Source organism: Streptomyces sp. NBC_01433 (assembly GCF_026340105.1).
Classification (GTDB): Bacteria; Actinomycetota; Actinomycetes; order Streptomycetales; family Streptomycetaceae; genus Streptomyces.
In genome coordinates, this window is the sequence record NZ_JAPEPM010000001.1 from 4869205 (window position 1) to 4893078 (window position 23874).

Below are 23874 nucleotides of genomic sequence, written 5' to 3' on the forward strand. Positions count from 1 at the left end.
CCAAGCTCTGGGACATAGCTGGCACCATGGGCCTCATGAACATCATGCTTTTCCACTCGACCTACGGGCTGCGGCCCGCTGTGCACGCCGCGGCCGACCGGCTCCGGGCCGCCGGCCATGAGGTGCGGGTGCCCGATCTGTTCGAGGGGCACACCTTTGACACGGTGGAGGAAGGCATGGCTTTCAAGGAGCAGGTGGGCAAGGACGAGCTGCTCAGGCGCGCGGTGCTGGCCGCGGCGCCCTATTCCGACCAGGGGCTCGTGTACGCGGGCTTCTCCCTGGGGGCGGCCACCGCGCAGACCCTGGCCCTCGGCGACGAGAAGGCGCGCGGACTGCTGCTCCTGCACGGCACGTCGGACATCGCGGAGAACGCTTCCGTGGACGAGCTGCCCGTACAGCTGCATGTCGCCGACCCCGACCCGTTCGAGTCGCACGACTGGCTGAACAGCTGGTACCTCCAGATGCGGCGGACCGGCGCCGATGTGGAGGTCTACCGCTACCCGGGCGCCGGGCACCTGTTCACCGACCCGGATCTGCACGACTACGACGAGGTGGCGGCGGAGCAGACCTGGAAGGTCGCGCTCGGTTTTCTCGCCACGCTGTAGACGCGTTTCCCGCCCCGCTGTTGACGCGCCGGACGGGCCGGACATCCCGGACGCGCCGGACATGCGGCAGGGCCCCGCACTTCGGTGCGGGGCCCTGCTGTCATCCGTGACGCGGTGAGGCGGTGACGCGGTTACGCCTTGAGCGCCTTGTCGACCGCGGTCGTGAAGTCGGCCACGGTCATCGGGGCGTTCTCGCTGCCCTCGGCGGTGACCGGCTTGCCGTCCATCTTCAGCGTGGGCGTGCCCTTGACCCCGCTCTTGTCGAACGTCTTGGACATCTTCATCGCCCAGGCGTCGTACGTGCCGTCCTCGACGTTCTTCTGGAACGCCTTGTTGCCCTTCAGCGCGTCCACCGAGTTCGCCACCTCGATCAGGAAGCTGTCCTTGGCGAACTTGTCGACGCGCTCCTCCGGGTGGAACTTCGCGGAGTAGAGCGCGGCCTTGTAGTCCAGGAACGCCTCGGGGCTCACGTCGAGCGCGGCACCCAGGGCGCTCAGGGCGTTCTTGGAGCCCTCACCGTTGTCGGAGTTGTCGATGAAGGTCGCACCGATGTACTTGATCTTGTACTTGCCCGCGTCGACGTCCTTCGCGACGGTCTCGCCGACCGCCTGCTCGAACGTGGCGCAGATCGGGCAGCGCGAGTCCTCGTACAGCTCAAGGGTCTTCTTGGCGGTCGACTTGCCGATGACCACGGTCGTGCCGTCGTCGCCCGAGGTGTTCTTCGGGGCGGTCACATTCTTCGCGTCCGCCGCGGCCTTCCAGCCGTCGGGCTTGTTCAGCTGCATCACGCCGTAGCTGATGCCGCCGATGACCGCCAGGGCGGCGACCACCGACACACCGACGACGATCTGCTTGCGGGCCCTGTCCTTCTTCGCCTGGCGTTCCCGCTCGGCACGCAGCCGGTCGCGGGCCGCTGCCTTGTTGGCCTGGGTGTTGCGATTGCTCATGATCGTTCTCCGTGGATACGTGGTGACGTGTGGGGGCGCTGTGCGGGTACGTGTCACATGCTCAAGCGGTGACACGGGCCGGCAGCGGCGGTCCCCTCCGTCCCACGGAGTGCACGAGGAGGCGGGCCGGGAAGAGCGGATGCGGGCGCCCGACGGGGCGCGGGCCCCGGGCCGCGGGGCGGCCCGCGTGTCCCACCACGGCGACGGCGGTCAGCAGCGGCCGGAACGCCAGGGCGGCCACCGCGCGCAGCAGCCCCGCGAGCGCCGCCTCTCCGTGCCGCAGCCAGGCCGCGGCGAGCAGCCCGACGGTCACATGGGCGGCGAGCAGGAGCCACGGCACCGCGGGTCCCGGCTGCGCCAGCAGGGCGGCCGCCCGGTCCCCGGCACCGGTCACCCCGGCCAGCGGGGTGCCCACCGCGCCGACACCGGCCAGCTGCGCGCCGCCCGCGCCGCTTTCGCCACCGCACAGCACATCGACGCCCACGGAGCGCAGCGGGCCCGCGATGGGCCCGCCGGCCGCCCCGTAACAGAGGTGCTGACCGGTGGTGAAGACGGTGTCGGCGGCCAGCTCCAGCGGCACGAGCAGCCCCGCGATCGCCCCGAAGCCGCGCTCCCGGCCCGCCAGCGCGTATGCCGTGGCGAAGACGAGGCAGGCCAGCATCGCGACCACGCTCAGCGGCAGCGGGACCCGGGAGAGCAGCACATGGGACGCCGAGGACAGGGTGACGACGAGCGCGGTGAAAAGTGCCGCGCGCACCACCCTGAATTGCGTCCCTGAGATGTCCATCGCCCGAGAGTGTGTCATGTGTACCTGTAAACGACCCCTAAACGGGCTGGACCGGCCCGACTGGACGGACCGGCCCGGCCCGGCGCGGCGGTCCGGGGGCCCGGCCTACAGGCCGGGGATGCGGCCGTTGCGGAAGAGGTCCACGAAGATCTGGTGGTCGGCGCGGGTGCGGGCCCCGTAACTGTGGGCGAAGTCGACCAGCAGCTCCGCGAAGCCCTCCTCGTCGGCCGCGATGGCCGCGTCGATCGCCCGCTCCGTGGAGAACGGCACCAGCGAGTGCCCGCTCTCGTCGTCCGCCGCCGAGTGCATCGTCGCCGTCGCCCGGCCGAGATCCGCGACGACCGCCGCGATCTCCTCCGGCTCGTCGATGTCGGACCAGTCCAGATCGACCGCGTACGGCGACACCTCGGCGACCAGCTGGCCCGCGCCGTCCAGCTCGGTCCAGCCGAGCCACGGGTCGGCGTGTGCCTGGAGCGCGCGCTGCGAGATGACGGTGCGGTGCCCCTCGTGCTGGAAGTAGTCCCGCACGGCCGCGTCGGTGATGTGCCGGGAGACCGCCGGGGTCTGCGCCTGCTTGAGGTAGATCACCACATCGTTCTCCAGGGCGTCGCTGGTGCCCTCCAGAAGGATGTTGTACGAGGGCAGTCCGGCCGAGCCGATCCCGATGCCCCGCCGGCCCACGACGTCCTTCACCCGGTAGGAGTCGGGGCGGGTCAGGCTCGACTCCGGCAGCGTCTCCAGATAGCCGTCGAACGCGGACAGCACCTTGTAGCGGGTCGCCGCGTCCAGGTCGATCGCCCCGCCACCGGCGGCGAACCGCCGCTCGAAGTCCCGGATCTCCGTCATCGAGTCCAGCAGCGAGAACCGGGTCAGCGAGCGGGCGTCACGCAGCGCGTCCAGCAGCGGACCGTCGGCGGTGTCCAGCGTGAACGGCGGCAGCTCGTCATTCTTCGCGCCGGTCGCCAGGGCGTGGATCCGCTCCCGGTAGGCGGCGGCGTATATCCGTACCAGCTCGCTGATCTGGTCGTCGCCCAGCGCCTTCGCGTAACCGATCAGGGCGACGGAGGCGGCGAAGCGCTTGAGGTCCCAGGTGAAGGGGCCCACATACGCCTCGTCGAAGTCGTTCACGTTGAAGACCAGCCGGCCGTTGGCGTCCATGTACGTACCGAAGTTCTCCGCGTGCAGATCGCCGTGGATCCAGACCCGTCCGGTGCGCTCGTCGAGGTACTGGCCGCTGTGCTGCTCGCGCTCCAGGTCGCCGTAGAACAGGCATGCCGTGCCCCGGTAGAAGGCGAAGGCCGAGCCCGCCATCTTGCGGAACTTGACCCGGAAGGCCGCGGGGTCGGCGGCCAGCAGCTCACCGAATGCGGTGTCGAAAACGGCGAGAATCTGCTCCCCGCGCCGCGCTGCGCCGGTCTGCGTTTCCGACATTTCTTGGTGCCTCCTGGTACCGGACGTACATGACTGAAAGCGTGACTGAGGACATGACAAAAAGGACAGGCGTCCCAGCCTCTACAACGCGCGACCGTACCCGGGAGTGCCCCTCGTCCGTCACCACCAGGACGTAGACTTCCACGCTGTCCCCCCAGTCCGTCATCCCCAGTTTTCCCGGAGGCCCGACGCCGTGACCAAGCCGCCCTTCACGCACCTTCACGTCCACACCCAGTACTCGCTGCTGGACGGTGCCGCGCGGCTCAAGGACATGTTCGAGGCGTGCAACGAGATGGGCATGTCGCACATCGCGATGACGGACCACGGCAACCTGCACGGGGCGTACGACTTCTTCCACTCCGCGACCAAGGCGGGTGTGACGCCGATCATCGGCATCGAGGCGTACGTGGCCCCGGAGTCGCGCAAGCACAAGCGCAAGGTCCAGTGGGGACAGCCGCACCAGAAGCGCGACGACGTGTCCGGATCCGGTGGGTACACCCACAAGACGATCTGGGCGTCGAACAGGACCGGGCTGCACAACCTCTTCCGGCTCTCCTCGGACGCGTACGCCGAGGGCTGGCTGCAGAAGTGGCCGCGTATGGACAAGGAGACCATCGCGAAGTGGTCCGAGGGTCTCATCGCGTCCACCGGGTGCCCCTCCGGCGAGGTGCAGACCCGGCTGCGGCTCGGGCAGTTCGACGAGGCGGTCCAGGCGGCCTCCGACTACAAGGACATCTTCGGCGAGGGCAAGTACTTCCTGGAGCTGATGGACCACGGCATCGAGATCGAGCGCCGGGTCCGTGACGGGCTCCTCGCGGTCGGCAAGAAGCTGAACATCCCGCCGCTCGTGACGAACGACTCGCACTACACCTACGCGGGCGAGGCCACGGCGCACGACGCCCTGCTGTGCATCCAGACCGGCAAGAACCTCTCGGACCCCGACCGCTTCCGCTTCGACGGCACCGGCTACTACCTCAAGACGACCGACGAGATGTACGCCGTCGACTCCTCCGACGCCTGGCAGGAGGGCTGCGCCAACACCCTCCTGGTCGCGGAGCAGATCGACACCACCGGCATGTTCGAGGCGAAGAACCTCATGCCGAAGTTCGAGATCCCGGACGGTTTCACCGAGGTCACCTGGTTCCAGGAAGAGGTCCGGGCCGGCATGCAGCGCCGCTTCCCGGGCGGTGTCCCCGACGACCGGCAGAGGCAGGTCGAGTACGAGCTGGGCATCATCATCCAGATGGGGTTCCCGGGGTACTTCCTGGTCGTCGCCGACTTCATCATGTGGGCCAAGAACAACGGCATCGCGGTCGGCCCCGGGCGAGGCAGCGCCGCCGGTTCGATCGTGGCGTACGCGATGGGCATCACCGACCTCGACCCCATCACACACGGGCTGATCTTCGAGCGGTTCCTGAACCCCGAGCGTGTCTCCATGCCCGACGTCGACATCGACTTCGACGAGCGCAGGCGCGTCGAAGTGATCAGGTACGTGACCGAGAAGTACGGCGCCGACAAGGTCGCCATGATCGGCACCTACGGCAAGATCAAGGCGAAGAACGCCATCAAGGACTCCGCCCGTGTCCTCGGCTACCCGTACGCGATGGGCGACCGGCTCACCAAGGCCATGCCCGCCGACGTCCTCGGCAAGGGCATCGACCTCAACGGCATCACCGACCCCAAGCACCCGCGCTACAGCGAGGCGGGCGAGATCCGGGGGATGTACGAGAACGAGCCGGACGTACGGAAGGTCATCGACACCGCGAAGGGCGTCGAGGGCCTGGTCCGGCAGATGGGCGTGCACGCCGCGGGCGTGATCATGTCCAGCGAGCCGATCGTCGACCACGCCCCGGTCTGGGTCCGGCACACCGACGGCGTCACCATCACGCAGTGGGACTACCCGCAGTGCGAGTCGCTCGGCCTGCTGAAGATGGACTTCCTGGGCCTGCGCAACCTGACGATCATGGACGACGCCATCAAGATGGTGAAGTCCAACAAGGGCATCGAGCTGGAGATGCTCGCCCTGTCGCTGGACGACCCCAAGACGTACGAGCTGCTGTGCCGCGGTGACACGCTCGGCGTCTTCCAGTTCGACGGCGGCCCGATGCGCTCCCTGCTGCGCCAGATGCAGCCCGACAACTTCGAGGACATTTCCGCCGTCTCGGCCCTCTACCGGCCGGGCCCGATGGGAATGAACTCCCACACGAACTACGCGGAGCGCAAGAACGCCCGCCAGGAGATCACCCCGATCCACCCGGAGCTGGAGGAGCCTCTCAAGGAGGTCCTCGGCCTCACCTACGGCCTGATCGTCTACCAGGAGCAGGTCCAGAAGGCCGCCCAGATCGTCGCCGGATACTCGCTCGGCGAGGCCGACATCCTGCGCCGCGTGATGGGTAAGAAGAAGCCCGACGAGCTGGCGAAGAACTTCGTCCTCTTCGAGGCCGGCGCCAAGAAGAACGGCTTCTCCGACGCGGCGATCAAGGCGCTGTGGGACGTCCTGGTGCCGTTCGCCGGATACGCGTTCAACAAGGCGCACTCCTCCGCGTACGGCCTGGTCACCTACTGGACCGCGTACCTCAAGGCGAACTATCCCGCCGAGTACATGGCGGCCCTGCTGACCTCGGTCAAGGACGACAAGGACAAGTCCGCGGTCTATCTGAACGAGTGCCGCCGCATGGGCATCAAGGTGCTGCCGCCCAACGTCAACGAGTCGCTGTCCAACTTCGCCGCCCAGGGTGACGACGTGATCCTCTTCGGGCTGACCGCCGTGCGCAACGTCGGCCAGAACGTCGTCGACTCGATCATCCGCAGCCGCAAGGCGAAGGGGAAGTACAGCACCTTCCCCGACTTCCTCGACAAGGTCGAAGCGGTCGTCTGCAACAAGCGCACCGTGGAATCACTCATCAAGGCCGGGGCCTTCGACGAGATGGGCCACACCCGCAAGGGCCTCGTCGCCCACCACGAGCCGATGATCGACAACGTGGTGCAGGTCAAGCGCAAGGAGGCCGAGGGACAGTTCGACCTCTTCGGCGGCATGGGCGAGGAGGAGAGCGACGAGCCCGGCTTCGGGCTGGACGTGGAGTTCTCCGACATCGAGTGGGAGAAGTCCTACCTGCTCGCGCAGGAACGCGAAATGCTCGGACTGTACGTCTCCGACCACCCGCTCTTCGGCCTGGAACACGTCCTGTCCGACAAGGCCGACGCCACGATCTCCCAGCTGACCGGCGGGGAGCACGGGGACGGTGCCATCGTGACCGTCGGCGGCATCATCTCCGGCCTCCAGCGCAAGATGACCAAGCAGGGCAACGCCTGGGCCATCGCCACCGTGGAGGACCTCGCCGGCTCCATCGAGTGCATGTTCTTCCCGGCCACCTACCAGCTGGTCTCCACCCAGCTCGTCGAGGACACCGTCGTCTTCGTCAAGGGCCGCCTGGACAAGCGCGAGGACGTGCCGCGCCTGGTCGCCATGGAGATGCAGGTCCCCGACATTTCCAACGCCGGGACCAACGCCCCGGTCGTCCTCACCATCCCCACGGTGAAGATCACCCCGCCCATGGTCAGCCGGCTCGGCGAGGTCCTGAGCAGCCACCGGGGCGACACCGAGGTACGGATCAGGCTCCAGGGACCCCGCAAGACCACGGTGCTCCGGCTCGACCGGCACCGGGTCAAGCCCGACCCGGCGCTCTTCGGAGACCTGAAGGTGCTGCTCGGCCCGTCCTGCCTGGCCGGCTGACGGGACCGCCACCGGCGAACGACGGGCTGACGGCCGCCGCCGACGAACGACGAGAGGGGCGCCCCGCGGCCGCGGGGCGCCCCTCTCGGTCTACAGCCCTGCGGCCGGACCGGAAGCGACCGGTCAGTTGTGGCCGAAGCGCCGCTGGTGCTTACGCGCGACATCGGCGGGGCTGCCCTGGGCCTGCGACTGAGGCTGGTTCTCGTTCTGCGACTCGAAAGCCGTCGACTTCGCCTGCTCCTCGCCGCGCTCCGAGGCGGACGCGCGATCCTGCTGGCTGCCCTGCTTACGGTTCTTGTGCTTGGCCATGGTGAATGCCTCCTGTGGGGAATCCTGTGGGCCAGGACCGCTGTCAGACTCACATAGCACCGCAAAGGCCGCATGTTGGATCATTACCGTGCGTAGCAGTATCCGCAGTCGGCCGATTTCCGGATCCGCCACGCCGATGATCGAGTTCCGGACGTTAACCCCCGCACGGTCGGGCAGACTCGAAGGAAACCCTGAGCAAACCCGTTCCCGAAATCCTGGAAGAGGGTGGAACGCGTGGACCGTTGCGTCGTCCTGGTGGACGCCGGCTACTTGCTGGGCGCAGCCGCGAGTCTGCTGGCCGGAGAGCCCGCCCGTTCCCGCATCACCGTCGACCACGCGGCCCTGATCCAGGGACTGCGGGAACGCGCAGAAATCGATACGGAACAGCCCCTGCTCCGGATCTACTGGTTCGACGGCGCCCCCGACCGGGTACCGCAGCCGGAGCACCGCAGGCTCCGGGTGATGCCCCGGGTGACCGTACGACTGGGTGCACTCACCCGCAGTGACGGACGGTGGGCGCAGAAGGGCGTCGATGCCGCCATGCACGCCGAACTCACCGAACTGGCCAGAAACCGGGCCTGCTCCGATGTGGTCCTGGTAACCGGTGACGGCGACCTGCTGCCCGGCCTGATGTCCGCCAAGGAACACGGGGTCGCCGTCCACCTGTGGGCCGTCCAGGCCGCCGACGGCGACTACAACCAGTCCGAGGACCTGGTCGCCGAGGCCGACGAACGCCGTGTGCTCGACCGGGCCTGGATCACCAAGGCCGTACGGGCCAAGGAGACCGGCGGCATCTGCGCCCCGCCGCCCGCCCCGCGCCCCGAGATCCAGGCGATCCTCTCGGCTCCGCTGCCGGAGGCGGCCCTCGCCGCGTCCGCCGAGCGCGCCTCGGAGGCGCAGGCCGCCGCCGCCCGCAACGGCACCCTGGCACCGGCCGACGAGGCCACCGCCGACGCGCCGCCCGCCCCCGGCCAAAGGAGCGTCCCCACCCCCAAGGACCTGGCCGCCCTCCGCGCCCCCGGCGCGCAGGCCGACCGGAACCCCGCGCCGCCGCCCGCCAACGCGACCCTGCGCTGGTCCTCGGACAAGGGCTGGGTGGAGCGCGGCGGACCGCTCGGCGAACCGCCGGAGACCGCGTCCCTGCCGACCCTGGCCCAGCTCACCAGCGCCGAGCAGCGCTGGGCGGACCGGGAGGAGGACATCACCACCGTCGGCGGCGACCCCTTCGAAGTGGGCCAGGTCTTCGCCCGGCGCTGGATGGAACGTCTGCCGGAGACCGCGCACCTGCAGAAACTGTCCACCATGTACCCGCGCATCCCGCACCGTATCGACGGCGAGCTGCTGCGGTACGCGGCACGCTTCGGGCTCCTCGCGCACAAGGACGACCAGATCGACGAGCACGACCGCTATGCCATCCGGGCCGGGTTCTGGCGCGAGATCGACGTACGGGCCGCGGCGGAGCACGTACCCGCGGCGGAGTAGCCGTTCGGCGGCCGGAATCGGCCACACCCTTCCGGGCCGCCCGGGTTGCGGCCCCGGACGCGATCCGGGGCATTCGACCCCGTACCCTCATACCTCGTGAGTATGGGCACAGCACAGGCGCAGAGGGCCGGCGGAACCGTGTGCGCGGTGCGTGATCTGGTCAAGACCCATCCCGCGGTCCGGGGCCGACGCGGCGCGCCCGCCACCCCCGAGGTACGCGCCACCGACGGCATCAGCCTCGATGTGGGGCGCGGGGAGATCTTCGGTCTGCTCGGCCCCAACGGCGCGGGCAAGACCACCCTGGTCCGGCAGCTCACCGGACTGATGCGCCCCGACTCCGGCAGCGTCGAAGTGCTGGGACACGATCTCGTCCGCTATCCGGAGCGGGCCTCCCGGCTCATCGGCTACCTCGGGCAGGAATCCACCGCCCTCGACGAACTGACAGTGTCCCTCGCCGCCGAGACCACCGGCCGGCTGCGCGGCCTCCCCGTGCGCGAGGCCCGCGCCGAGCGCGACGCCGTGCTGGAGGAACTGGGGCTCACCGAACTCGCCGGGCGCCCCCTGAAGAAGCTCTCCGGCGGACAGCGCCGGCTCGCCTGCTTCGCGGCCACCCTGGTCGGGGACCGCCCCGTCCTGGTCCTGGACGAGCCGACGACCGGCATGGACCCCGTCGCCCGGCGGGCCGTCTGGGCCGCCGTCGACCGGCGCAGGGCCGAGCGCGGGGCCACGGTGCTACTGGTCACCCACAACGTGATCGAGGCCGAGACCGTCCTCGACCGGGTCGCCGTCATCGAACGCGGCAAGGTCATCGCCTGCGACACTCCCGCCGGGCTCAAGCAACAGGTGGCCGGGGAGGTCCGCGTCGAGCTGGTGTGGCGCGAGCGGGCACCGCTGGACGTCCCGGAGGTCGCCGCGCTGCGGGCCTCGGCGCAGGAGTCCGGACGGCGCTGGGTACTGCGGCTGGGACCGGACGAGGCACGGGCCGCGGTCGCCGCGGTGACCGGTGGCGCGGCCTTCGCCGCGCTCGACGATTTCACCCTGGCCACGCCCAGCCTGGAGGATGTCTATCTGGCCCTCGGCGGGGATGCGGCCAAGGCGAACGAGGGACTGGTGAAGGCGTGAACAACCACGGACGGGTGCGCGCAGACGCGTGGGCAGGCGTACGGGGCCGGGGGCGGGTGCTCGTGAGGGTACGCGCGGTGAAGGGGAGCGGCCTCAGGTGACGAGCATCGTTCCCGCCGAGGCGGTGTCCTCGCATGTTCGGGAGAGGACGGCGCACGGCCCCTCCGGCGCGCCCCGCACCCTTCCGGCGCCGCTCGCGCCGCGCGCCCGGCTGCTGCCCTCGCTGGCCGCCGTGTACCGCGCACAGCTCTCCCGGGCCCGGGTCGCCCGGATCCCGCTGCTGTTCGTGGCGACCTTCCAGTCCGTCGGGATCATGATCCTGATGCGCGGAGTCGTCGACGGCGGCTCCGAGGCCCGTGCCGTCGTCGCCGGATCCAGCGTGCTGGTCGTGGCGTTCGTCGCGCTGAACCTGCTCGCCCAGTACTTCGGGCAGCTCCGGGCCGGCGGCGGCCTCGACCACTACGCCACGCTGCCGGTGCCGCCCGCCGCGGTGGTGCTGGGCGCGGCCGGGGCGTACGCCTCCTTCACCGTGCCCGGCACGCTCTTCACGGCCATCACCGGCAGCGTGCTCTTCCAGCTGCCGATGACGCATCTGTGGGTCCTGGTCGCCGTGATCCCGCTCGCCGGGGCGGCGCTGGCGGGCCTGGGAGCCGCGTTCGGCCTCCTGGCGCCGCGCCAGGAACTGGCCACGCTGCTCGGGCAGCTGGGCATGTCCGCCGCGCTGCTGCTGGGTGTGCTGCCGGCCGACCGGATGCCGGAGCCGGTGGGATGGGCGCGTGATCTGCTGCCGTCGACGTACGGGGTCGAGGCGCTGGCCCGTTCCTTCGACGCCCGGCCGGACTGGGCGGTCGTCGCACTCGACCTCGCCGTCTGCGCGGTCGTGGGCGTGCTGTCGCTGGCCGTCGCGACGTGGGCGTACCGGCGTGCGGCGGTGCGGTAGTCGTTCGGGTGCGGTGCGGGCTGCGGTGCGGGCTGCGGTGCAAGCCGGGGTGCGGGTGTGGTGCGGTGGCCGTTCGGCCGCGGTGCGGGTGCGGTGCGGTAGCGGTCCGGTGAGGCGCCGCACAGGGGCGCCTGGCACGATGGCTGAGTGAACGCACCTTTGACGCCGCCTCACCAGCCTCCGTCCCATGATCCCTGGCAGACTCCGCCGACGGGTTCCCATCCCGCGCCCGGCCACGAGTCGCCGGACGACGCCACGGATCTGGCGGCGGAGCTCCGTCCCGCCGCCGTGATCATGGTGCTCGTGGCCCTCACCGGCCTGGTGCTCGGGCTGCTGTGGCTGTGGCTGGCGCCGCGGGTTCCGCTGATCTCCGACGACACGGCCGTCTTCCTCAAGAACAGCGAGGGCGAGGAGGCGATCGGGGCCGACGGAACGTTTGTGCTGCTCGCGCTCCTGTTCGGGGCGGTGACAGCCGGGGCCGTGGTCTTCTTCCGCCGCCGCGGGGGCATCTGGCTGGTCGTGGGGCTGGCGCTCGGCGGGCTGCTCGGCTCCCTGCTGGCGTGGGGCATCGGCGTCTGGTTCGGGCCCACGTCGGACGTGGTCGCCCATGCGCGGGAGGTCGGCAAGGGCGTGGTCTTCGACGCGCCGCTGGAGCTGCACGCGGTGGGGGCGGTGCTGGCGTGGCCGATCGCGGCGATGGTCGTGCACTTGGGGCTGACAGCGGTGTTCGGGCCGCGGGATCCTGAGCCGGAGTGGGGTGTTCCTTACGGGGGAGTGGGGCCGGGGGACGGGGCTGGGCCGGGGGCGGTGTCGTCCTAGCGGGGGTGGTGCGGGTGGGGTGCCTGCGGCGGGCTTGTCCCCTACCCGTCCCTTCCCGAAACCGGGGCGGTGCCCCGGGCCCCGGTGTGTCCTCAAACGCCGGACGGGCTGAAGACTCGGGGCTCTGCCCCGGACCCCGCTCCTCAAGCGCCGGAGGGGCTTGAGTTGCGTTCAAGTGCCGGGGCGGGGTGGGGGAGTGCTCAAGTGCCGGACGGGGTGGAGATTCGGGGCTCTGCCCCGGGCCCCGCTCCTCAAGCGCCGGAGGGGCTTGAAGAGCGCTGGAGGGGCTTGAAGAGTGTCGGACGGGCTTCAAGAGTGCCGGACGGGCTTTGGGGGTGTGGGGGTTACGTTGCTCGGGCGATGTTGGCGAATGTCGCGTTCGTCAGGGTTGCCAGGTCCGTCGCGGGGAGTTCTACCTCCAGGCCCCGGCGGCCCGCCGAGACGCAGATGGTGGGGTGGGACCGTGCGGATGTGTCCAGTACCGTGCGGAGCCGCTTGCGCTGGCCCAGGGGGGAGATGCCGCCCCGGACGTAGCCGGTCGTGCGTTCGGCCGATGCGGGGTCGGCCATCGCCGCGCGCTTGCCGCCCACTGCCGAGGCCAGGGCCTTCAGGTCCAGGGAGCCGGCTACCGGGACGACCGCGACGGTCAGTTCGCCGTCCACGTCGGCGACCAGGGTCTTGAACACCCGGTCGGGGGAGACGCCGAGGGCCTCGGCGGCCTCCTCGCCGTAGGACGGGGAGGCCGGGTCGTGGTCGTAGGCGTGCACCGTGAAGGCGGTGCCCGCCGCGGTCAGTGCGACCGTGGCGGGGGTGCCGCCGGACTGCTGCTTCTTCGACTTCTTCGCCACCGGGCCGGGGTCCTTGTTCGGTGAGGGGTTCAGTTCGGGTGCGTGGGGGCGCGGGTCAGTTCCACGGCGGGCAGCGACGGCAGATGCCGGATGACGGCGGTCTCCTTCCGCAGGAGCGTCAGCTCCTCGCGCAGCCGGGTCGCGGTGTCCGGTGCCTGGAGCAGCCGCTGCTTCGTCGGGACGTCCAGGACGGACGCCGCCGCGACCAGGTACGAGACCACGGACGGGTCGTCCGGCAGGTCCGCGCCCGTCGTCAGGGAACGTTCGCTCGCTCCGGCCAGCCGCTTCTGGTAGGCGCGGAAGGCCCGCAGGACGCCCTCGGCCAGCGCACCGGCCTCGTCGTCCTTCGCCTCCTCGTCCAGCTCTTCCACCTCGGCCGTCAGATAGGGGCCGTCGGCGTCGACGGAGAGCAGCTTGACCCGGGTGGTGCCGGTGGCCAGGACCTCGAAGCTGCCGTCGGAGCGCTCGCGGATCGTCGCCGCGTCCGCGACGCAGCCGACCCGGTGGAAGGTCTGGATCGGGTCGGGGCCGAAGCCCTCGGCCGGGGCGCGCTCCATGACGGGTGCCGCCGCGACCGTGTCCGGCATGCCGGTGGCCGTCGGGGCGGTCTCGCGGCCGTCGCGGATCGCGACCACGACGAAGCGCCGCGGTTCGTCCTCGTCGGTCTTCAGCAGCTCGCGCATCATGGCGCGATAGCGCTCCTCGAAGACGTTGAGCGGCAGCACGAGGCCGGGGAACAGCACCGCGTTGAGCGGAAAGAGGGGCAGACGGGCGGTGGTCACAACGGTCAAGCGTAATGGCCGCGCGGCCGGGCGCCGCCTGCCCGGTTCCGCAAGGGGGTCGCGGAGGCCACCCGGAGCCGTGCGCGGTCCCTCGCGTCGAGGAAATGACCCAGGGCGTCGTCGGACACCGACGACCACGGGAACGACGTCGAGTGGGGCCCGATCAGCTCGAACTGCTCCAGTGCCTCCGCCCAGCGGCCCCTGGCCACCAGGACGTACGCGAGGAGGTTGCGGACCTCCGCGGGCCACGGGTCGCCCGCGCGGTAGGAGGCGGAGAGCCTGATCGCCAGATCGGCCGCCGTGTCGATCCGCTCCTCCAGTACGGAGGTGGTCCGCCCGGCGAGCTGTGTGTCGAGCAGCAGCGCGAAGGCGGCCCGCACGGGCAGCGCCTGCACCAGTGAGCCGGGCAGGGCGTCCTCGGCGGCCTGCTCGGCGAAGTCGAAGCACTCGCGGTGCGAGCCGTACCAGGCGGCGGAGAGGTACCGCAGCGCCGCGACGTGGCAGCCGTAGTGGTGCGCGGAGCGGCGTACGGCCTGCTCCCACAGGGCCTCGAACGCGGTGTGCGTGGCGTGCGTGCCGCGGGCGTGGTCGAGGGCGAGCCGCCATGGCACCGGATCGCGTGGGTCCGCGTCGGCCGCCGCGGTGATCAGGGGGCCCACCTCGCGCAGCCGCTCGGCCCTGGCGGGCGACTCCCACGCCCGGTGGACGGCCAGCTGGGCCTTGACGAGCAGCGCGTCCGGGTCGCGCGGGGCGGCGGCCAGCCAGTCGATGAGCCAGCCCTCCCGGCTGTGGGCGAACGTGACGAGGCGGCCGAGATACCGGTCGCGGTCCTCCCACTCGGCGGCGTCGCGGGTGGTGGCCAGGAGTTTGGCGGCGGGTTCGTACTCCCCCAGGGCAGCGGCCACCAGCGCGGGGGAGAGCCGCTCGTCGGGGGCGTCGAGCAGCACCGCGTCGTCCGCGGGCAGTCCGGCGGACAGCCGGGGGCTGTGCCGGAACCTGCGCGCGGTACTGAGCAGAACGCGAAGCAATGGCATGGTGCAGACCATTGAAAAGCGCTGGTGAGGGCGGCGCCAGGGGTGCGCTGTGAAGCTTCTGTGCCGAGTGAATGGGTTGTACTGGGGCCGGTCAAGAAAGGGCAAAGGAAAAGGGCGGAGCTGGCTTGATTCCGCCTTTTCCCACCGACCCCGTTCGTCACTTCGGTCGCGCCTCGGCAACCCGTTCGACCGCGCTGTCCGAAGGGATTCCGCCCGGCCCGCGCCGCCCCGGTATCAGCCGCGGCGCAGCAGCCGGGAGGCGCCCGCCGCCACCGTGGTGGCCAGTATCCACCCGAGGAGCACGAGGACGGCCGCCGTCCACTGCCAGCCGCCCTCCATCCGCCAGTAACCGTCCTGGCCGAGGTTGATCACCGGCACCAGCAGATCGAGGGCGTACAGCGCGGCGTTCCACTGCGGATGCTCGTCCCGCTTGATCGCCGCCGGTTCGTACTGCGCGAAGGCCACCGCACCCGCCGCCCACAGCACCGCCATCCACACGGCGGCCCGTCCCGGCCGGTACCCGTACGCCACCGTCCAGTCCTGGAGGTAACCCCACAGCTTCGCGGCGAGCGGCAGCGTCTCCCGGCGCCGCCGCTGCTTGGCGAGCAGCACCTCACGGGCGTCCGCGTCCTCGCCGCAGCTGCGCAGGACCGCGGCGAGCCGTTCGTACGGCTCCGGGACGTACTCCGGGGTCGCCGCCAGCACCCACTCCAGCCGCCGGGAGAGCGGGAAGTGCCCGTACGGGACGAGGTTCTCGTACACGAAACCGCCCATCGCCAGACCGCCGGGGCCCGGCCAGCTGGACGACACATCGATCAGCGTGACCACCTTCGCGCCGTTCAGTACGACCCGGCCCTCCTCCGGGCGCTCCGCGTTGAACCGCAGTTCGGGCGTGACGATCCTGCGCAGTGACAGCTCCTCGTGCCGGGACAGCACGAACCGCGCCTTGTGCAGGTCCACCGCGTCCCCGAAGCGCCCGTCGTCCAGCCGTACGGCCCCCCGGCACTCGAAGATCTGCGCCCGGGTCCCACGCGCCGGCGTGGGCCCGAACACGATGCCGTACGGGGGAGTGGTGCCCTGGTTCCCGGTGTCGACGCTCACCCACGCCTCGGTCATGTAGAGCGTGCGCTCCACCGTCAACTGCGGTGCGTTCAGGGCCCGCCGCCCGTCCTTGGCGCGCAGCCGGCTGCCCCGCAGGCTCAGCGAACCGCCCACCTTCGCCCCGCGCAGGCTCAGCTCGCCGTGGGTCTCGACCATCTCCGCCTGGAGGTCCTGCGCGACGCTCATCCCGTCCCCGACCAGCGCGCGCCCGCGCCGGTCGGCGCCGACGCTGATCTGGTTGATCAGCAGATCGGTGCCGATCTGCGCATCGGTGAGCCGGATGCCGCGCTCGACCCGGCAGCGCGGCAGATGCAGATCGCCCTCCGTGTGCAGCCGGGCCGCCTCCAGCCTCGGCAGCGCGCAGCCGACCATCCGCAAGGTCGTGAAGTGGCACTCGGGCAGCACCACTTCCTGCTCGAACCGGCACCCCGTCAGCTCCACGTACGGAGCCACCCGGCCGCCCGCCAGGTCCAGCTTTCCGGTGATCCGGACGCCCCGGAGCTTCAGTGCCGCCACCCGGCCCGGCCGCGCGGGCGGCCCGCTCAGCAGCAGCCGCGCCACCGTGCGCGCGCCGACGCTCCGCTCGGGTCCCCAGATGTGCGGTGCGAAAGGATCGTCGCGCGCCGGGTCATGGGTGCGCAGATCGTAGGTGGTTCCGTTACGGAAGGATTGCCACATGCCCAGCTCCGCTGCGCTGAGGCCGTCCGGGATTTCGCCATCCTGCGGCTCGGTCACTGCCGTCCCCTCTGTGCACATGCCGTACAACTGTTCTTCCCGTTGTGTGACGGCGTGAACGCTAATGGTCAGCAGTGACAGACGTGGCTGGTATCAGCCAGTGATACGGGCGACCGGACGTCCGAGGCGGTCTGCGAGAATTGCGGTGTGATCTCTCGAATCGATCTGCGCGGCGAGGCCCTTCCCGAGGGTGCCGCCCTGCGCGACCTGCTGCCCCGTGCCGAGTTCGACGTGGAAGCCGCCCTGGAGACGGTGCGGCCCATCTGCGAGGACGTACGCCATCGAGGCGCCGCGGCAGTGATCGAATGGGGAGAAAAGTTCGACGGAGTACGGATCGACTCGATCCGGGTACCGGCCGCCGCCATCACCGCCGCGCTGGAGGGGCTCGATCCGGCCGTTCGCGCCGCGCTGGAGGAGTCGATCCGCCGCGCCCGCCTGGTCCACCGCGAGCAGCGCCGCACCACGCACACCACCCAGGTCGTCCCCGGCGGCACGGTCACCGAGAAGTGGGTCCCGGTCGAGCGGGTCGGGCTGTACGTCCCCGGCGGGCGCTCCGTCTACCCCTCGTCCGTCGTCATGAACGTCGTGCCCGCCCAGGAAGCGGGCGTCGAGGGCATCGCCGTCGCCTCCCCGCCGCAGAAGAATTTCGGCGGACTGCCGCACCCCACCATCCTCGCCGCCTGCGCCCTGCTCGGCGTCGACGAGGTGTACGCGGCGGGCGGCGCCCAGGCCATCGCGATGTTCGCGTACGGGACCCCGGAACCGGGCGGCTGCGCTCCCGTCAACCTGGTCACCGGCCCCGGCAACATCTACGTCGCCGCCGCCAAGCGCCTGCTCAAGGGCCGTATCGGCATCGACGCCGAGGCGGGCCCCACCGAGATCGCGATCCTCGCGGACTCCACCGCCGACCCGGCGCACGTGGCCGCCGACCTGATCAGCCAGGCCGAGCACGACCCGATGGCCGCCGCCGTCCTCGTCACCGACTCCGCGGAGCTGGCCGCCGCCACCGAGGCCGAGCTGGCCTCGCAGGTCGCCGCGTCCAAGCACGTCACGGACCGGATCGAGCCCGCCCTGGCCGGCCGTCAGTCCGCGATCGTCCTGGTCTCCGGCCTCGACGACGGCCTCAAGGTCGTCGACGCCTACGGCGCCGAGCACCTGGAGATCCAGACCGCGGACGCCGCGGCCGTCGCCGACCGGGTCCGCAACGCCGGAGCGATCTTCGTCGGCCCCTGGTCCCCGGTCTCCCTAGGCGACTACTGCGCGGGCTCCAACCACGTCCTGCCCACCGGCGGCTGCGCCTGCCACTCCTCGGGCCTGTCCGTGCAGTCCTTCCTGCGCGGCATCCACATCGTCGACTACACGCGCGACGCGCTCGCCGAGGTCACCCACCATGTCGTGACCCTCGCCGAGGCGGAGGACCTCCCCGCCCACGGCGCCGCGCTCAAGGCACGGTTCGGCTGGAAGGTTCCGCAGCGGTGACGAACGACAGCTCCAACAGCAACAGCAACAGCACCGGCAACAGCACCGGCAACAGCAACAGCACCGGTAATGCCTGGGACGAGCTCCCGATCCGCGACGAGCTGCGGGGCCAGTCGCCGTACGGGGCGCCCCAGCTCGACGTACCGGTCCGGCTGAACACCAACGAGAACCCCTACCCGCTGCCCGAGGCCCTCGTCGACCGGATCGCCGAGCGCGTGCGCGAGGCCGCCCGCGACCTCAACCGCTACCCGGACCGGGACGCCGTCGAACTCCGTACCGAGCTGGCCCGCTACCTCACCCGCACCGCCGGGCACGAGGTCGGCTTCGCCAACGTCTGGGCGGCCAACGGCTCCAACGAGGTCCTCCAGCAGCTGCTGCAGACCTTCGGCGGACCGGGGCGTACGGCCATCGGCTTCGAGCCCTCGTACTCGATGCACGCCCTCATCTCGCGCGGCACCGGCACCGGCTGGATCTCCGGCCCCCGCCGCGAGGACTTCACCATCGACGTCGCGGCGGCCCGCGAGGCCATCGCCGAGCACCGCCCCGACGTCGTCTTCATCACCTCGCCCAACAACCCCACCGGCACCGCCGTCGACGCCGGCACCGTCCTCGCGCTGTACGAGGCCGCCCAGGCGGCCCGGCCCTCGATGGTCGTCGTCGACGAGGCGTACGGCGAGTTCAGCCACCACCCCTCGCTGCTCCCGCTGATCGAGGGCCGCCGCAACCTGGTCCTCTCGCGCACGATGTCCAAGGCGTTCGGCGCCGCCGGACTGCGCCTGGGCTACCTCGCGGCCGACCCGGCGGTGGTCGACGCCGTCCAGCTGGTGCGGCTGCCGTACCACCTGTCCTCCATCACCCAGGCCACCGCGCTCGCCGCCCTGGAGCACACCGATACGCTGCTGGGGTACGTCGGCCGGCTCAAGAGCGAGCGCGACCGGATCGTGGACGAACTGCGCGCGCTCGGTTTCGACGTGACCGACTCGGACGCCAACTTCGTCCAGTTCGGCCGCTTCGCCGACAGTCACACCGCCTGGCAGCAGATCCTCGACCGGGGCGTCCTGGTCCGGGACAACGGCGTACCGGGATGGCTGCGGGTCTCCGCGGGCACCCCGGCAGAGAACGACGCGTTCCTCGATGCGGTGCGCGAAATGAAGAAGGAGCACGACGCATGAGCCCCCGCGTAGGCCGCGTGGAACGCACCACGAAGGAAACATCCGTGCTCGTCGAGATCAACCTCGACGGCACCGGCAAGGTCGATGTCGCCACCGGAGTCGGCTTCTACGACCACATGCTCGACCAGCTCGGCCGCCACGGCCTGTTCGACCTCACGGTCAAGACCGACGGCGACCTGCACATCGACAGCCACCACACCATCGAGGACACCGCCCTCGCCCTCGGCGCCGCCTTCAAGCAGGCGCTCGGCGACAAGGTCGGCATCTACCGCTTCGGCAACTGCACCGTCCCGCTGGACGAGTCGCTCGCCCAGGTCACCGTCGACCTCTCCGGCCGCCCCTACCTGGTGCACACCGAGCCCGAGAAGATGGCGCCGATGATCGGCGAGTACGACACGACGATGACCCGGCACATCCTGGAGTCCTTCGTCGCCCAGGCGCAGATCGCCCTGCACGTCCACGTACCGTACGGGCGCAACGCCCACCACATCGTCGAGTGCCAGTTCAAGGCACTCGCCCGCGCTCTGCGCTATGCCTGCGAGCATGATCCGCGTGCCGCCGGAATCCTCCCCTCCACGAAGGGCGCGCTGTGACCGGCCTCAACACCATCCTGATCGTCGTCGGCCTCTTCCTGGCCGGTGGCGTCTACTCCTTCGTGAAGCAGGGCCTGCCCAAGGGCGTCATCGTCCTGCTCTCGATCGCCTCCGTGATGTGCCTGCTGGCAGGCATTCTGCGGATCCAGGGACTCTGGGACTGAGGAACGAGCTGTGAGCGACAACAAGAAGGTCGTCGTCTTCGACTACGGCTTCGGCAACGTCCGTTCCGCCGAGCGGGCCCTGGCCCACGTCGGCGCGGACGTCGAGATCACCCGCGACTACGACCGGGCGATGAACGCCGACGGGCTGCTGGTGCCCGGCGTCGGTGCCTTCTCCGCCTGCATGGACGGGCTGAAGCGGGCCCGGGGCGACTGGATCATCGGCCGCCGGCTCTCCGGCGGACGACCCGTCATGGGCATCTGCGTCGGCATGCAGATCCTGTTCGAGCGCGGCATCGAGCACGGTGTGGAGACGGAGGGCCTGGACGAGTGGCCCGGCACCGTCGGCCCGCTCAAGGCCGACGTCGTACCGCACATGGGCTGGAACACCGTCGAGGCACCCGAGGGCTCCCGGCTCTTCGCCGGTCTCGACGCCGACGCCCGGTACTACTTCGTGCACTCCTACGCCGCGCACGACTGGTCCCTGGAAGTCACCAACGCCAAGATCCGCGCCCCCAGGGTCACCTGGGCCACGCACGGCGAACGGTTCGTCGCGGCCGTGGAGAACGGCGCGCTGTGGGCCACCCAGTTCCACCCCGAGAAGTCCGGCGACGCCGGCGCCCAGCTGCTGACCAACTGGATCGAGACGCTGTAATGCCGAAGCTTGAACTGCTCCCCGCCGTCGACGTCCGCGACGGCCAGGCCGTCCGCCTCGTCCACGGCGAGTCCGGCTCCGAGACCTCCTACGGCTCCCCGCTGGAGGCCGCCCTCGCCTGGCAGCGCGCCGGTGCCGAGTGGCTGCACCTCGTCGACCTGGACGCCGCCTTCGGCACCGGCGACAACCGGAAGCTGATCGCCGAAGTGGCCGACGCCATGGACATCAAGGTCGAGCTGTCCGGCGGCATCCGCGACGACGCCTCGCTCGCCGCGGCCCTCGCCACCGGCTGCCGCCGGGTCAACCTCGGCACCGCCGCCCTGGAGACCCCCGAGTGGGTCGCCAAGGTCATCGCCGAGCACGGCGACAAGATCGCGGTGGGTCTGGACGTACGCGGCACGACGCTGCGCGGGCGCGGCTGGACCCGCGACGGCGGCGACCTCTACGAGACGCTCGCCCGCCTCGACTCCGAGGGCTGCGCCCGCTACGTCGTCACCGACATCGCCAAGGACGGCACCCTCCAGGGCCCCAACCTGGAACTCCTGAAGAACGTCTGCGCCGCCACCGACAAGCCCGTCGTCGCCTCCGGCGGCGTCTCCTCGCTGGACGACCTGCGGGCCATCTCCTCGCTCGTCCCGGACGGCGTCGAGGGCGCGATCGTCGGCAAGGCGCTGTATGCCAAGGCGTTCACCCTGGAAGAGGCGCTGAGGGCGGTCTCGGCATGAGCGACTCCGTACGCCGCTTCGCCTCGGGCGCCCCGTGGGAGGAGAAGTTCGGCTACTCCCGCGCCGTGGAACTGCCGGGCGGCCTGGTCCTGGTGTCCGGCTGCACCTCCGTGGTCAACGGCCAGATCTCGGCGGGCAGCCCGTACGAGCAGACCATCACCTCCTTCGAAGTCGCGTTCGAGGCGCTGAACGAGGCGGGCCTCGGCCGCGAGGACGTCGTCCGTACCCGGATGTACCTCACCCACGCCCGCGACGTGGACGACGTCGGCCGCGCCCACAAGGAGCTGTTCGACGCCGTACGCCCCGCCGCTTCCATGATCATCGTGTCCGGCTTCGTCGATCCGAGCCTGGTCGTCGAGGTCGAGGTCGAGGCCTTCCGGGCAGGTGCGCGGTGACCCTCGCGGTACGCGTCATCCCCTGCCTGGACGTCGACAACGGCCGGGTCGTCAAGGGCGTCAACTTCCAGAACCTGCGCGACGCCGGTGACCCCGTCGAGATGGCCAAGCTGTACGACGCCGAGGGCGCCGACGAGCTGACCTTCCTCGACATCACCGCCTCCAGCGGCGACCGCGAGACGACCTACGACGTGGTGCGCCGCACCGCCGAGCAGGTCTTCATCCCGCTCACCGTCGGCGGCGGCGTCCGCACCCCGGACGACGTCGACAAGCTGCTGCGCGCCGGGGCCGACAAGGTCGGCGTCAACACCGCCGCCATCGCCCGCCCCGACCTGATCCGCGAGATCGCCGAACGCTTCGGGCGCCAGGTGCTCGTGCTCTCCGTCGACGCCCGGCGCACCGCGGCGGGCACCTTCGAGGTCACCACGCACGGCGGCCGCAAGGGCACCGGCATCGACGCCGTCGAATGGGCGCACCGGGCCGCCGAGCTGGGCGCGGGCGAGATCCTGCTCAACTCGATGGACGCCGACGGCACCAAGGACGGCTACGACACCGAGATGATCACGGCGGTACGCGCACACGTCACCGTCCCCGTCATCGCCTCCGGTGGCGCAGGCCGGCTCGCGGACTTCGCGCCGGCCATCGAGGCGGGCGCCGACGCGGTGCTCGCCGCGTCCGTCTTCCACTTCGGTGACCTGCGGATCTCCCAGGTCAAGGGCGCTCTGCGGGAAGCCGGGCACCCGGTCCGCTGACAGGAGTGGCGAGGAGGCCGGTCGTCAGGACCGGCGATCTCGCCGATGCGCACCCCTGGGGTGCGCCGCGAGAGTGACGACCGCCGACGAACAACGGCGGTACCCACGCGGCGCACCCCGACAGCCCCGGACGACGGGTTCTCGGTCCCGTGCGGTGTGGTTCCGCCACAACCGAGAGGACCCCCCTCGTGCAGCAGCACCTCCCCTCCGGCGACACCTCCCCGCGCCACCGGACGGCCAAGAGCCGCTCCCGTACCCTCAAGGGCCTGCTGGCCGCCACGGTCGCGACCGCGGGTCTGATGACCGCGCTGGTCCCCGGCGCCCAGGCCGCCGACAACCCCTACGAGCGCGGACCGGCACCGACCGTCTCCAGCATCGAGGCGAGCCGCGGCTCCTACGCCACCTCGCAGACCTCGGTCTCCTCGCTGAGTGTCAGCGGCTTCGGCGGCGGCACCATCTACTACCCGACGTCCACCGCCGACGGCACCTTCGGCGCGGTCGTCATCTCGCCCGGCTTCACCGCCTACCAGTCCTCCATAGCCTGGCTGGGCCCGCGCCTGGCCTCGCAGGGCTTCGTCGTCTTCACCATCGACACCAACACCACGCTGGACCAGCCCGACAGCCGTGGCCGTCAACTCCTGGCAGCCCTCGACTACTTGACCAAGGGCAGCTCGGTGCGCGGCCGGGTCGACGCCACCCGGCTCGGAGTGATGGGTCACTCCATGGGCGGCGGCGGCACACTGGAGGCCGCGAAGAGCCGTACCTCGCTCAAGGCGGCGATCCCGCTGACCGGCTGGAACCTCGACACGACCTGGCCCGAACTGCGCACCCCCACCCTGGTGGTGGGAGCCGACGGCGACACGATCGCCCCCGTCGCCACGCACTCCGAGCCGTTCTACGGGTCGCTCCCCGGCTCGCTGGACAAGGCGTACCTGGAGCTGCGGGGCGCCACGCACCTCACCCCGAACACCGCCAACACCACGATCGCCAAGTACAGCATTTCGTGGCTGAAGCGCTTCATCGACAATGACACCCGCTACGAGCAGTTCCTCTGCCCGATCCCGCAGGCGAGCCTGACCATCGCCGAATACCGGGGCAACTGCCCGCACACCTCGTAGTCGGGGGGAGAGGGGCCGGACCGGCGCGGACGGTCCGGCCCTTTTGCGCGCGGGCTCCCGGCCGCTCCGTGCGTGTGCTCCCGACCGCTCTTCGTGTGTGCCCGTGCACAGCGCCTCCGCCCCCGCCCTGTGAGTCCGCACCGCACCGG

General features: G+C 70.8%; 23 protein-coding genes. 15 read left to right on the plus strand and 8 right to left on the minus strand.

What is annotated here, in order from left to right; all coding sequences use genetic code 11:
• Positions 1-26: 26 nt before the first annotated feature.
• Entirely contained in the window at positions 27-605 is a 579-nt protein-coding gene (locus OG413_RS21905) for a dienelactone hydrolase family protein (RefSeq protein WP_266807996.1), read from the plus strand.
• Positions 606-736: 131 nt separating this feature from the next.
• On the opposite strand, the gene OG413_RS21910 is transcribed toward OG413_RS21905, so the two are convergent.
• From OG413_RS21910 to OG413_RS21920, 3 genes are all read right to left on the minus strand, one after another.
• Complete coding sequence (locus OG413_RS21910) at positions 737-1552, minus strand: DsbA family protein (protein WP_266807998.1); 816 nt, start codon at positions 1550-1552, stop codon at positions 737-739.
• A 61-nt stretch (positions 1553-1613) separates the two neighbouring features.
• Positions 1614-2339 (minus strand): hypothetical protein, encoded by a 726-nt coding sequence (locus OG413_RS21915; protein ID WP_266807999.1) that lies wholly within the window; start codon positions 2337-2339, stop codon positions 1614-1616.
• Between the two features lie 105 nt (positions 2340-2444).
• Positions 2445-3770 (minus strand): DUF2252 domain-containing protein, encoded by a 1326-nt coding sequence (locus OG413_RS21920; protein ID WP_266808001.1) that lies wholly within the window; start codon positions 3768-3770, stop codon positions 2445-2447.
• A 193-nt stretch (positions 3771-3963) separates the two neighbouring features.
• Between OG413_RS21920 and dnaE the strand changes: the two genes are divergently transcribed.
• Complete coding sequence (gene dnaE / locus OG413_RS21925) at positions 3964-7503, plus strand: DNA polymerase III subunit alpha (protein ID WP_266808003.1); 3540 nt, start codon at positions 3964-3966, stop codon at positions 7501-7503.
• Between the two features lie 123 nt (positions 7504-7626).
• Here dnaE and OG413_RS21930 read toward each other — a convergent pair whose 3' ends face one another.
• Positions 7627-7812, minus strand: a complete 186-nt coding sequence (locus OG413_RS21930) for a hypothetical protein (RefSeq protein WP_266808005.1) — start codon at positions 7810-7812, stop codon at positions 7627-7629.
• A gap of 225 nt (positions 7813-8037) precedes the next feature.
• Between OG413_RS21930 and OG413_RS21935 the strand changes: the two genes are divergently transcribed.
• The 4 genes from OG413_RS21935 to OG413_RS21950 all read left to right on the plus strand — a co-directional run bounded on the left by OG413_RS21935 (position 8038) and on the right by OG413_RS21950 (position 12175).
• Positions 8038-9294, plus strand: a complete 1257-nt coding sequence (locus OG413_RS21935) for an NYN domain-containing protein (RefSeq protein ID WP_266808007.1) — start codon at positions 8038-8040, stop codon at positions 9292-9294.
• A gap of 102 nt (positions 9295-9396) precedes the next feature.
• Complete coding sequence (locus OG413_RS21940; RefSeq protein WP_266810291.1) at positions 9397-10416, plus strand: ABC transporter ATP-binding protein; 1020 nt, start codon at positions 9397-9399, stop codon at positions 10414-10416.
• 124 nt (positions 10417-10540) lie between these two features.
• Positions 10541-11356 (plus strand): ABC transporter permease, encoded by an 816-nt coding sequence (locus OG413_RS21945; protein WP_266810293.1) that lies wholly within the window; start codon positions 10541-10543, stop codon positions 11354-11356.
• Positions 11357-11503: 147 nt separating this feature from the next.
• Entirely contained in the window at positions 11504-12175 is a 672-nt protein-coding gene (locus OG413_RS21950) for an ABC transporter permease (RefSeq protein ID WP_266808009.1), read from the plus strand.
• Between the two features lie 344 nt (positions 12176-12519).
• Here OG413_RS21950 and ybaK read toward each other — a convergent pair whose 3' ends face one another.
• The 4 genes from ybaK to OG413_RS21970 form a co-directional block, all read right to left on the minus strand.
• A complete protein-coding gene (gene ybaK, locus OG413_RS21955; RefSeq protein ID WP_266808011.1) occupies positions 12520-13023 on the minus strand; it encodes a Cys-tRNA(Pro) deacylase in 504 nt (167 codons plus the stop codon).
• A gap of 29 nt (positions 13024-13052) precedes the next feature.
• Complete coding sequence (locus tag OG413_RS21960) at positions 13053-13805, minus strand: LON peptidase substrate-binding domain-containing protein (RefSeq protein ID WP_266808013.1); 753 nt, start codon at positions 13803-13805, stop codon at positions 13053-13055.
• 5 nt (positions 13806-13810) lie between these two features.
• Complete coding sequence (locus OG413_RS21965) at positions 13811-14851, minus strand: hypothetical protein (protein WP_266808015.1); 1041 nt, start codon at positions 14849-14851, stop codon at positions 13811-13813.
• Positions 14852-15073: 222 nt separating this feature from the next.
• Positions 15074-16675, minus strand: a complete 1602-nt coding sequence (locus OG413_RS21970) for an oxidoreductase (protein WP_266808017.1) — start codon at positions 16673-16675, stop codon at positions 15074-15076.
• A gap of 147 nt (positions 16676-16822) precedes the next feature.
• Here OG413_RS21970 and hisD point away from each other — a divergent pair, with 147 nt between their 5' ends.
• The 9 genes from hisD (at position 16823) to OG413_RS22015 (ending at position 23725) form a co-directional block, all read left to right on the plus strand.
• Positions 16823-18154, plus strand: coding sequence for a histidinol dehydrogenase (gene hisD / locus OG413_RS21975; RefSeq protein WP_266808019.1), 1332 nt, complete (start codon positions 16823-16825; stop codon positions 18152-18154).
• On the plus strand, positions 18151-19326 hold the full coding sequence (locus OG413_RS21980; RefSeq protein WP_266808021.1) for a histidinol-phosphate transaminase: 1176 nt from the start codon (positions 18151-18153) through the stop codon (positions 19324-19326). The genes hisD and OG413_RS21980 overlap by 4 nt, the downstream gene beginning before the upstream one ends.
• Positions 19323-19919 carry an imidazoleglycerol-phosphate dehydratase HisB gene (hisB, locus tag OG413_RS21985; RefSeq protein ID WP_266808023.1) on the plus strand — a complete coding sequence of 199 codons (597 nt, stop codon included), beginning with the start codon at positions 19323-19325 and terminating at the stop codon, positions 19917-19919. The genes OG413_RS21980 and hisB overlap by 4 nt, the downstream gene beginning before the upstream one ends.
• A complete protein-coding gene (locus OG413_RS21990) occupies positions 19916-20083 on the plus strand; it encodes a hypothetical protein (protein ID WP_266808025.1) in 168 nt (55 codons plus the stop codon). Before hisB ends, OG413_RS21990 begins: the two co-directional genes overlap by 4 nt.
• A 10-nt stretch (positions 20084-20093) precedes the next feature.
• On the plus strand, positions 20094-20735 hold the full coding sequence (hisH, locus tag OG413_RS21995; protein WP_266808027.1) for an imidazole glycerol phosphate synthase subunit HisH: 642 nt from the start codon (positions 20094-20096) through the stop codon (positions 20733-20735).
• Positions 20735-21460: a bifunctional 1-(5-phosphoribosyl)-5-((5-phosphoribosylamino)methylideneamino)imidazole-4-carboxamide isomerase/phosphoribosylanthranilate isomerase PriA gene (gene priA, locus OG413_RS22000; RefSeq protein ID WP_266808029.1), complete on the plus strand. Its 726-nt coding sequence runs from the start codon at positions 20735-20737 to the stop codon at positions 21458-21460. Before hisH ends, priA begins: the two co-directional genes overlap by 1 nt.
• Positions 21457-21855 (plus strand): RidA family protein, encoded by a 399-nt coding sequence (locus OG413_RS22005; RefSeq protein ID WP_266808031.1) that lies wholly within the window; start codon positions 21457-21459, stop codon positions 21853-21855. Before priA ends, OG413_RS22005 begins: the two co-directional genes overlap by 4 nt.
• The gene (hisF, locus tag OG413_RS22010) at positions 21852-22607 is read left to right on the plus strand and encodes an imidazole glycerol phosphate synthase subunit HisF (RefSeq protein ID WP_266808033.1); all 756 of its coding nucleotides are present in this window, start codon (positions 21852-21854) and stop codon (positions 22605-22607) included. Before OG413_RS22005 ends, hisF begins: the two co-directional genes overlap by 4 nt.
• A 188-nt stretch (positions 22608-22795) precedes the next feature.
• The gene (locus OG413_RS22015; RefSeq protein ID WP_266808035.1) at positions 22796-23725 is read left to right on the plus strand and encodes an alpha/beta hydrolase; all 930 of its coding nucleotides are present in this window, start codon (positions 22796-22798) and stop codon (positions 23723-23725) included.
• The last annotated feature ends 149 nt before the right edge of the window (positions 23726-23874 follow it).